This window comes from Frankia sp. BMG5.23 (assembly GCF_000685765.2).
Taxonomy (GTDB): Bacteria; Actinomycetota; Actinomycetes; order Frankiales; family Frankiaceae; genus Frankia; species Frankia casuarinae.
Genome location: NZ_JDWE01000089.1, coordinates 1 through 9,488, shown reverse-complemented (window position 1 = coordinate 9,488; position 9,488 = coordinate 1). Strand labels below are relative to the sequence as shown.

Here is a 9,488-nt window from a genome sequence, read left to right as displayed (position 1 = left end):
AGCCCCCAGGACGCCCTCGACACCGCCTGCACCATCCACCTCCCCGCCGAACCCAGCTGAATCACTGCACCCCCAAAGGACTTCCAGGCTCAACCACTTAGTTGCTGTGTAGCGATTCGCTGCTGACCTGGGGTGACACGGCGTTTTTGGTCGTGGTTCGGCGCCGTGTCGTGGTTCTACCGTCGACTCCCATGTTGCTGATCTTCTTCTCGTCACGGGGGTGGGAGTCGTGGGATGTCGAGGCAGCGCCGCTGATCCCCGAGCGCATGCCGGTGCTGGTCGACGACGATCTGCGGTTCGAGGACGGGCCGGGGTGCGTGCGGCCGGCGGCGGTGGTGAACCGGTGGCTTCGTGAGCTTCCGGCGTGCGGTGTGCCGGCGCCGCGGTCGTGGGCGGCGTATGCGCGGGCGGTGAAGGACTGGGTGGAGTTCCTGGCCGGGCACGGCATCGACGTGCTCGGCCCGCGCGAGCAGCTCAAACTGGCACTTGGGAAATATGCCGAGGACCGGTCGGCGGGGCCGGTGGAGCGGCGGCTGGCGGCGAGCACGTGGAGCCAGCACATAAGCATCGTGAGCATGTTCTACCGGTGGGCGATGGCCGAAGGCTATGCGTCGGCCGAGCCGTTCACCTACCGGACCGCGAAGGCCATGGTCGGCGGCATGGTGCGTGACGTCCGGGTGAACCTGGCGATGCGCCGAACTCCGAAACCGCACGTCACGATCAAATATCTGGAAGCCGACTTTGCGACGTTGCTGCTGAACGCGCTGGCCGGGCTGGACCGGGACGGTCAGGCGGATGCTGGCTATGCGGGGCGGGAGCTTGCCCGTAACCGGGCGGTGGTCGGGTTGGCGTTGGCGACGGGCCTGCGGTTGCAGGAGTTCTCGTCGCTGCTGGTCTATGAGATCCCGACGCCGCCGTCCCGGCCGGGGGCGCTGCCGGTGCCGTCCGGGGTGGCCAAGGGCCGTAAGTTCCGTACCAGTTGGATCAGCGTCGAGGCGCTGAGGGTTGTGCATGATTATGTGACGCTGGACCGGGCCGCCGCGGTGGAAGGAGCATCATGGTGTCCGCCGGCCCGGTGGGGTCCTGCGCTGCGGGTGAGCGAGCCGGACATGCGTGGCGGGCGGATTAACGGGGTGCGCCGGGACTGGGATGCGCTGACGCCGGGCGAGCGGCGGCGGCTGGTCGCTCCGGATGGTGGTTCGTGCCTGTTGGCGGTCCGCTCGGACGGCGGACCGTTCACCGCCTGGGCGACCGTTTTGGAACGCGCGTCGGATCGTATCCGGGCACGTGTCGAGCTGCGGTTCCCGCATGTTCATCCGCATCGGCTGCGGCATTCTTTCGCGATGGCCACGTTGGAACGGCTGGTGGATGGGCATTACCGGCGGGCCGCCGAACTGGTGGCGGCCGGTGGAGACGGCGGGCCGGACGCCGCGTTGGCGTTGTATCTGAGCAAAGCCGATCCGCTGCTGGTGCTGCGGGATTTGATGGGTCACTCATCGGTCACCACGACGGAGGCTTACCTTCGCCGGTTGGACACCACCCGGATTTTCGGGGAGGCGTATGCGCGAGCCGGCGCGGCGGCCGGCCTGGCCGATGATCCGGCGGCGGACACCGAGGTCGCGGCGGAGTTCACCGACGAACCTGGCGAGGACGACTGATGCCGGCCACGGTGACCGACGACGGGCTGGGGATCGTGTGCGTGTTCAGCGACGGCAGCCGAGCCAATGCCCGGCAGGACTACCGTCGGGGGCCCGCTGTCGCGTGAGGCGCGCAGGCAGGACCTGTTGCACCGCGCCCGCGCCGAGGACGTGCTGCACTGACAGCAGCACCAACGCCCCATCTCCGCGGAAACGCTGCGCAAGCGGCTCGCCGTTGGCACCGGGACAGCCCGCGGCCTGGTCGCCCAGTTGCGCGCTGACATCCACGGTGCGCTCGATGGTCGCAGCAACCGGCCGACGTCGTAGACCAGGGCGGCGAACCGAGGGACGCAGGTTGGCCGGTCGCTGATCCTCCTGCTCGGCCGACAGATCACACGGTGGTCGCCGGTGCGGTGGTGGTCGGGCTGTCATCCTCACGGGTGAACAGCGTCATGGCGGACGTCGGTCGGTGCGGTCAGCTCGCGGGGGGATTGCGGATGGCGGGTCTTCTGGAGAGCGTCGAGCCGGATGGCACGGGCGGGCATGTCGAACATGGTGCCGGCGGACGCCATGACCGGCCACCGGGTCGGCCGGCCGTCTTCACTCGGAACCGAACCGCCCAGACGGCTGCTGTTAATATGGGGGCGTGGACCGTTCGTGCCTCATCTGGTGGCGCTCTTCCTGAGCTTTAATGCGTGGAGTCATGTTGACCATAGCTCTTCCCAGACCAGACCGGTTTCGGCGAGGAACCCCAACAGCAACGGGGGCCGGTACTGCATTCGTTTCAGCCCGTGCTTGACCGCCTGGCAGACCTCGTCGAGGGCGCGGGCAGCCAGGTTCACCACAGCGGTGCGCTTGAGCTGTGACCACACCCCCTCGGCCGGGTTCAGCTCAGGGGCGTAGGCCGGTAGCAGCACCGCGCTCACCCAGCCCGCGTGCTCCCGCAGGAACGTGGTCATCTCCGTCTGCCGGTGGATGTTCACCCGGTCCCAGACCAGCACCAGCCGGCCCCCGGGAAGCTGCGCNTGCGCGGCGGCCAGCAGATCCCGGCAGTCCTCCCAGCCGATCCCCCTGCGCCCGCCACCACCCCGCCAGGTCCGGGCCCGGTAGAGCAGCCGCGGACGCCAGCCGGGCCGGTAGCAGACCATCCCGACCACACTCACCCGGCCGTTCCCACCCCGCCCCGGTACCCGCACCACCGGGGTCCGACCCCGCCGGCCCCAGGTCCGTGCCCGTGGCGGCCTCAGCCCCTGTCCTGTCTCGTCGAGGAAACAGACCCAGGCATCCTGGGTCGCCGCGGTCTTTTTACCGCCGGCCACTCCTCCTGCGCCCAGGCGTCGACCGCGGCGTCGTCGCGTTCGACCGCGCGGCGGGCGGGGAGCTGGCACGACCAGCCCTGCCGGTCCAGCAGCAGCCACACCCCGGCCAGGGTGTAGTCCACCCCGAACTCTGCTGCGATCACCTGGCGGACCCGGGCCAGGGTCCACCGCTGATCCTCCCAGCCGTACGGCCCCGGTCCCCGGCGCAGGACCGCCTCCAACCGGGCCAGGTCCCGGTCATCCAACCGGCACCGCGACCCCGGCCCGGCCGAGCGCAGCCCGGACTCGCCCTCGGCCTCCCAGGCGTGGTGCCAGCGGCTCGCGGTCTTCGGNGTCACCCGGAACTCCCGGGCGACCTCGGCCTGGCTCGCCCCCGCCGCGAACCGGCTGGCCGCGGCCAACCGGACCCGTTCACGTTCCACCTGATCGGCGGGCGTCAACCCGCCACCCGTCGCATATCTCATATAGCCGGTCTACCCGATTCACACCCGCCCGTAGACAAACACAGAAAACCAGCTTGACCTCGAAGATTAAAGCTCAGTAGTAGGAGCGGCCGCCTTCCCAGCTGTGATCGCGCCGTTCGGATGGACGGCCCTTCGCGTCTCGGGGATCGGGCTCGTGCCATCGCGACGGCGGGACCGACCTTCCAGGAGATCCCGTGAACACTGATTCCGCGTCCATAGGCCTAGATACCACAGACTCGGACCCCGCTACCTCGGCGCTCAGAACCTCCGCCGCCCAGGCGCGCAGCGCGGAATTGGAAGAACTGATTCTCAGCAACCCCGAGCGGTTTCGGGTACTGACGGGTGACCGTCCTACCGGGCGCCTACATCTCGGGCACTACTTCGGCACGTTGCACAATCGGGTTCGCCTTCAGGATCTCGGGACGGAGATCTTCCTGATTATTGCTGACTACCAGGTTCTGACCGATCGCGACGTAGCGGACAACCTGACCGCCCACGTGGAGGAACTGGTCCTGGACTACCTGGCCATCGGCATAGACCCGGCACGCAGCACGATCTTCACACACAGTGCCGTCCCCGCCCTCAACCAGCTGATGCTGCCCTTTCTAAGCCTTGTCTCCGTTGCCGAGCTGAACCGCAATCCCACCGTCAAGGAGGAGATCGCGCATTCCCGGCAGTCGGCCGTCAGTGGCCTGATGTACACCTACCCCGTCCACCAGGCCGCCGACATTCTCTTCTGCAAGGGAAACCTGGTCCCAGTGGGCCAGGACCAGCTTCCCCACCTCGAACTCGCCCGCACGATCGCCCGCCGCTTCAACGACCGCTACGGCGACGGCACCAGACTGTTTCCAGAGCCCGAGGCGCTCCTGTCGAGCGCGCCCCTTCTCCTCGGCACGGATGGCTCCAAGATGAGCAAGAGCCGGCGTAACGCTGTGGCCCTGGCTGCGACCGCCGACGAGACCGCCCGGCTGCTCAAGGGAGCGAAGACCGACTCCGAGCGCCACATCACCTACGATCCCGCGAACCGTCCCGAGGTGTCCTCCCTCCTCCTGCTCGCTTCGCTCTGCCAGAACCGGCACCCTCATCAGGTCGCCGACGACATCGGCTCCGCCGGGGCCGCCGCACTTAAGAAGATCGTGATCGAAGCGGTCAACGACTACCTGGCACCGATCCGGGCTCGCCGAGCCGACTACGCCGAGGACCGCTCCCATCTGCGCCGTGTGCTCCGCGAGGGCAACGAACGAGCGGGAGCCGTCGCCGACGCAACCCTCGCCGAGGTGCGTACCGCCATGAACAGCCACTACTGACGGTCTGGGGTCACCGGCCGGCCGGGTCGGCGCCGAGTCGCCCGAGACTGCCGAGCCACACCTGGCACCGGGCGGCTTCGGTGGCGACCCGGCTGTGGTGGCCGCCCGGCTTCCAGGAAGAGGGCCGCGGGAGTCGGTCAGAGCTGCCGGTCAACCGTCAGAACGGACTTCTTCGTGCCGGCCGCGGCCAGAGTCCCGCCCAGCAGAAGCGTCCCCACCGGCCAACGACGCATATGCACCGGTAGAGTGACGCAATAGTCGCCGACGCGCAGGATCAAGCCCTTGCCCACCAGGTCCCGCGCGGCCGCGGCATACTGCGGAGTCCGGGTCACGTCGGCCCACGCGCATCCCGACATTCCCTGCCGGAGCACGTCGATGAGGACGGCGTCGTCGACGATGAACCGATTCGTGGCCTCGCTCCTCTGGTCGACTACGGAGACGAAGTCCGGCCCCTTCCGGAAATAGAACAGACCAAAACTGCCCGCCGATCGCCAATGGCCGAGGGGGAGTTCTCCCTCGCCCAGGACGGTCACCTTCCCCGGAGGCGGTAGGTGATCGAGTATCCGAACCATCCCCATCTGGTCCGGGCTCAGGCTCAATGACCACGACAACCGCACTCCGATCGAGGAGCATTCGCGAACCAGCGCGATGCTTCGCGCGGTCACGTCAGCCGGGAGTCCTGACAGGTCGACGGCCTCAGCCAGCCGCACACCGGCGACGGGCACACGCCGCAGAAGCGATCCCAGTTCGTCAGGAGCAGGGAGCCCGGTCCAGTCCGCACCGAGGACCAGCACCGCGGCGCCCGGTCGCCCGCCCGCCGGGCGGCGCCCGTGGCGGTCGGCCAGCGCCCTGAGTCCGTCGATATCCAGCAGGGCGCTCATCGGGATGCCGCGACCTCTCTGCCGTCGACAAGCTTCCGGCGGTACGGGTCGACCTCGAGCGCCAAGCTCACGTAGCGCCCTTCGTCCTCGAAGGCGAGACCGCGGTCGACGAAGTAACGAAGGATCTTCCGGGCTTCCTCGTCGGTCACGACTTGGCCGCCGTCGGCGAGCCGTCGGCGCACGCCCTCCCACCCGGCTCCCTGGAAGAGATCGAGGTATACATTGCTTTGCAGCTCGTCCAACTCGATGACCTCTTCAGGCCAGCTTGCCCGCTGGTCCTCGATGACCACCCGGCCCTGGTCGTCGATCCAATACAGAAGCGTGCTCCTTGGATAGGCCTCGGCCCAGTTTCTGACTGCCTGCTTCAGGTCGTCCTCCAGCGGCCCCGCGATCCCTCGCGTACTGCCGTCGAAAAGGTAGACGAGATCATACAACTCGCCTTTTGGAACATTATAGATAAGTTCATAGAAGCGCGCCGGCGTGCGGAACATGAATCCAATGGAAGGATCATCGAAATAGGGACTGAACCTCTCCAGTGCAATGCGCCACGCGCCGGTTGGCGGCTGGAGGTGTTCCAGTGATGCCATTTTCCTCAGCAGGCTCTGATAATCTTCGTCGGTCTCCCCAGGGAATCCGTACAGGATGTTCCAGGTGACGCTCAGGCCGAGATCCATGCCATCTCGCAGCATACGCACGTTGTGCGCCGAACTCACGCCCTTTTCCATCAGCCGAAGCACGTGGCTGCTCAGGCTCTCGATGCCCGGCTGGACGAAGAGCACGTTCGCGTCCCTCAGGCGGCCCAGCTGCTCGCGGGTCATGTTCGACTTGATCTCGTAGTGAATCCTCAGATCACAGTCGAGGGCCGCCAGCTCCGGCATCACCTTATCGATGTAGCCCATGTCGAGAATGTTGTCGACCATCACCACGTCGAGAACGCGGTGCCTCGACGCCAGGTCCCGGACCTCGTGCGCGATGCGTTCGGGAGCCTTGCTCCGAAAGTTAATGTTCGATCCGTTCAGGCCGCAGAAGGTGCACTGGTGAACTTCGCCCCACCAACAGCCACGGGATGTCTCGAGAACCGCCATCGGCCGGATGCCGGGGCCGAGCGACGAATTCTCGAGCGCCTGGAAGTAGCCGTCGTAGTCGGGGGCTGGCACCACGCCGAAGGGCACGGACGACTCGGCGGGTGGGTTCGTGACCGTCATCCCGTCGGACCGCCAGCTGAGGCCGGGTATGTCGGCGACACTCGCACCTGCGGCGACACACCTCAGCAGCGCGGGCAGCGACCGTTCGCCTTCACCACTGATCACGAAGTCGAGCTGATCGAAGTTCCGGTGCAGGGCCGGCCCCTGCGGCCCGTCGCAGTTGCTGCCGCCGATCACCGTGAGGACGCCCGGCGCGACTCTCTTGATCTCCCTCGCGAGCGCGAGTGACGGAACGTTCTGCATGAAAGTGCTGGTGAATCCGACGATGTCCGGTGGATCGGCGGCGATCTCGGCCGCCAGCTGCCGGATGAACGTCCGGGAGTGTCGCTGCATCTCGACGGGAACCTCCGCGTCGACACCCTGCGCGTCGAGAAGCTGCGCGTACTCGTCGACACGGTAGCTCGCGACGTCATACAGCGCGGGAGCGAAGACCCAGTCGCCGACGCCCTGAAAGACCTGGACCGCCACCTTGCCGTAGTCCGCCACGCCGATGGCTCCGCCGCTAGCGCACATCAGGTGCTCAGCCCACCGGAAGTTTCCGTACAACTCGTCCACGGACCAGCCGGGCGCCTGTTCGCGGACGGAAGGCCCGAGTACTCCCAGCGCACTGGACGGTGTGTCAAGTCCCTGCCATGGCATGGCGATAAGGAGAAGCCTCATTAGATTCCCACCTCGAATTTCGGTCGCTAGAAAGACACGGCGCGCTCGTGCGCCGAGACGCCCACGCCCGCGGCGCCGGCAGGATCCGTTGCCGGCCGAGCCGGAGATGACGCGGTCCTCACACCCAGATCGTGGGTACGCCTCGGCCAAGGGACCTCAGGAGGCTCTCCTGTGCTTCCGGTGCTCCGACGGAGATCCGTACGCCATACCCCGGATAGGGGCGGACCCTGATTCCTGCCTCCGCCAGGTCCTGCGCGAAGGAGTCGGCCGCAGCGGCCAGGGGGAGCCAGACGAAGTTGGCGCGAGAAGGCAGCACCGGCAGACCCGACCACCGGAGACCAGCGGTCAGTTCGTCTCGCGACACGGTCACCGTGTCCAGGCGACCGCGTAGCTCACCCTCGCTGTGCAGGGAGAGGATCGCCGCCTGCTCCGCGATGTGGGTGACCCCAAAGGGAAGACCGGCCTTGCGGACGGTCACCATGATCCGCTCCGGGCCCGCGGCGTAGCCGATCCGCAGGCCCGCTAGCCCGTAGGCCTTCGAAAAGGTCCGGAGCACGACGATGTTGCGGTGCCGGCTGAGAACATCCGGAGTACCCGGGGGATTCTCGCCGCGATCGAACTCGACGTAGGCCTCGTCGAGCACCGTGAGGACGTCGCCCGGCAGTGAGCGCAGAAAGGAGTCCAGACGATGGCGATCAATGACCACGCCGGTTGGATTGTGGGGAGAGCAGAGAAGAATCACCCTGGTGCGCGGGCCGACCCGCGCACGTATCTCGTCCAGGTCGTGATCACCGGTAGACGTGAGCGGAACGTGAACGCTCGTGGCCCCGCTGATGGCGACCAGGAGCGGGTAGGCGTCGAAGCCCGGCCACGCGTAGATGACCTCGTCGCCGACGCCGCACAGTGCGAGAAGAATCTGTTGGAGTACCCCGGCGCTTCCGGGGCCCACCGCTACCGCGTCTGGGGAGACGTGCAGGTGCTTCGCGATCTCCTCTGTGATGGTCCGTGCCGTCGGGTCGGGGTAACGGGCCAGCCGGCTGAGGCCATCTTCGATGACCGAGAGCACTGTGGGCAGTGGGGGCAGTGGGGGAAGCACGAGTTCGTTGCTTGACAGGTCGAACCGCCCGGGCTCGTTTGCCGCCGTGTTCGCGGGCTCTGTGCTCCGATAGGCCGTAACGTCCCGCAGCGGGTCACGGCCGGCGAATCTCACTTTCACCGTTTGGGACTCCTGAGATCACGAGGGAGCATCGCCTGCGTCCCTGCACTTCTGCTGGTACCTGTCCGCTGTGCTCGTTGACCCTCCTCCCGAATCCCGAGACCCCGTGCAGAGGTTGGGCGGCAGGGTCTAGGCCGCTTCGGCCGCACGCGACTCTCGGATGGCGAGCAACTCGTATAGGAGTTCGTGAACCGGCGCGCTCAGACCTGCGTCGTGGGCCAGCCGGACAGCGGCCCCGGTCCACGCGTCCAGCTCCGACCGCCTACCGGTCAGGATGTCTCGCTGAAGTGAGGTGGTGACCCCGGCTGATTGCCTGTCCACCAGTCCCATCGCCGTGTCCACGGCGTCGTCGGGCAGGAAGATTCCCAGCCCGAGACCGGCCTCGTAGATCTCCCGCATGCCGGCGATCAGGAGCTGGCGAGTACCGCTCCGAGAACGGAGTTCGCCGATGGTCGCGCCGCCGGTGGCGGCTCCGAGACTGCCGACCGGCACCACCATCAGGAACTTCGCCCACAGGGTGGCCCAAATATCGTCAGGCTCGGTAACCGTCACCTGGGATTCTCGGAAGAGCTCACGAAGGCGCGTCACCTGCCTTGATGCCTGGCCGTCCCACGCGGTGAAACTTACCTCGCAGGTGGTGCCGGCGTGTCTAATCTCGCCAGGACCGGCCATCGTCGCCGCGATCCTTATCGTTCCGGGCAGCACGCCAGGGTGACCCGCAAAGTCATTGATGCAGGTCAGCGGGGTTGTCGAGAGTGAGGATGGCCAGGAGCAGGGCGTTGTCGTGTCGGATTCTGCG

General features: G+C 67.1%; 8 protein-coding genes and 1 pseudogene. 3 read left to right on the top strand and 6 right to left on the bottom strand.

Features of this window, described 5'->3' with window-relative positions; translation table 11 throughout:
- Window positions 1-191 precede the first annotated feature (191 nt).
- Entirely contained in the window at window positions 192-1,658 is a 1,467-nt protein-coding gene (locus BMG523DRAFT_RS20935) for a site-specific integrase (RefSeq protein WP_023842211.1), read from the top strand.
- Window positions 1,659-1,760: 102 nt separating this feature from the next.
- A pseudogene (locus tag BMG523DRAFT_RS26800) lies at window positions 1,761-1,964 on the top strand (hypothetical protein); the annotation flags it as partial.
- A 374-nt stretch (window positions 1,965-2,338) separates the two neighbouring features.
- Here BMG523DRAFT_RS26800 and BMG523DRAFT_RS20930 read toward each other — a convergent pair.
- The gene (locus BMG523DRAFT_RS20930; protein WP_368671133.1) at window positions 2,339-2,884 is read right to left on the bottom strand and encodes a transposase; all 546 of its coding nucleotides are present in this window, start codon (window positions 2,882-2,884) and stop codon (window positions 2,339-2,341) included.
- On the bottom strand, window positions 2,881-3,420 hold the full coding sequence (locus BMG523DRAFT_RS20925) for a winged helix-turn-helix domain-containing protein (RefSeq protein WP_043592115.1): 540 nt from the start codon (window positions 3,418-3,420) through the stop codon (window positions 2,881-2,883). Before BMG523DRAFT_RS20925 ends, BMG523DRAFT_RS20930 begins: the two co-directional genes overlap by 4 nt.
- 194 nt (window positions 3,421-3,614) lie before the next feature.
- Between BMG523DRAFT_RS20925 and trpS the strand changes: the two genes are divergently transcribed.
- Complete coding sequence (gene trpS, locus BMG523DRAFT_RS20920) at window positions 3,615-4,727, top strand: tryptophan--tRNA ligase (protein ID WP_011436303.1); 1,113 nt, start codon at window positions 3,615-3,617, stop codon at window positions 4,725-4,727.
- A 137-nt stretch (window positions 4,728-4,864) separates the two neighbouring features.
- Here the strand turns inward: trpS and BMG523DRAFT_RS20915 are convergent, their stop codons facing one another.
- The 4 genes from BMG523DRAFT_RS20915 to BMG523DRAFT_RS20900 all read right to left on the bottom strand — a co-directional run bounded on the left by BMG523DRAFT_RS20915 (window position 4,865) and on the right by BMG523DRAFT_RS20900 (window position 9,241).
- Entirely contained in the window at window positions 4,865-5,608 is a 744-nt protein-coding gene (locus tag BMG523DRAFT_RS20915) for a DUF5825 family protein (protein WP_011436302.1), read from the bottom strand.
- Window positions 5,605-7,452 (bottom strand): RiPP maturation radical SAM C-methyltransferase, encoded by a 1,848-nt coding sequence (locus BMG523DRAFT_RS20910; protein ID WP_235463339.1) that lies wholly within the window; start codon window positions 7,450-7,452, stop codon window positions 5,605-5,607. The genes BMG523DRAFT_RS20915 and BMG523DRAFT_RS20910 overlap by 4 nt, the downstream gene beginning before the upstream one ends.
- Before the next feature lie 139 nt (window positions 7,453-7,591).
- Window positions 7,592-8,689, bottom strand: coding sequence for a histidinol-phosphate transaminase (locus tag BMG523DRAFT_RS20905; RefSeq protein WP_011436298.1), 1,098 nt, complete (start codon window positions 8,687-8,689; stop codon window positions 7,592-7,594).
- Window positions 8,690-8,818: 129 nt separating this feature from the next.
- Entirely contained in the window at window positions 8,819-9,241 is a 423-nt protein-coding gene (locus BMG523DRAFT_RS20900) for a ketopantoate reductase C-terminal domain-containing protein (RefSeq protein ID WP_235463336.1), read from the bottom strand.
- Window positions 9,242-9,488 lie beyond the last annotated feature (247 nt).

Bases quoted from the DNA above. Each gene is read 5' to 3' on its own strand.
- BMG523DRAFT_RS20935 (WP_023842211.1), top strand. From the start codon at position 192: ATGTTGCTGATCTTCTTCTCGTCACGGGGGTGGGAGTCGTGGGATGTC.
- BMG523DRAFT_RS20915 (WP_011436302.1), bottom strand. From the start codon at position 5,608: ATGAGCGCCCTGCTGGATATCGACGGACTCAGGGCGCTGGCCGACCGC.
- BMG523DRAFT_RS20910 (WP_235463339.1), bottom strand. From the start codon at position 7,452: ATGCCATGGCAGGGACTTGACACACCGTCCAGTGCGCTGGGAGTACTC.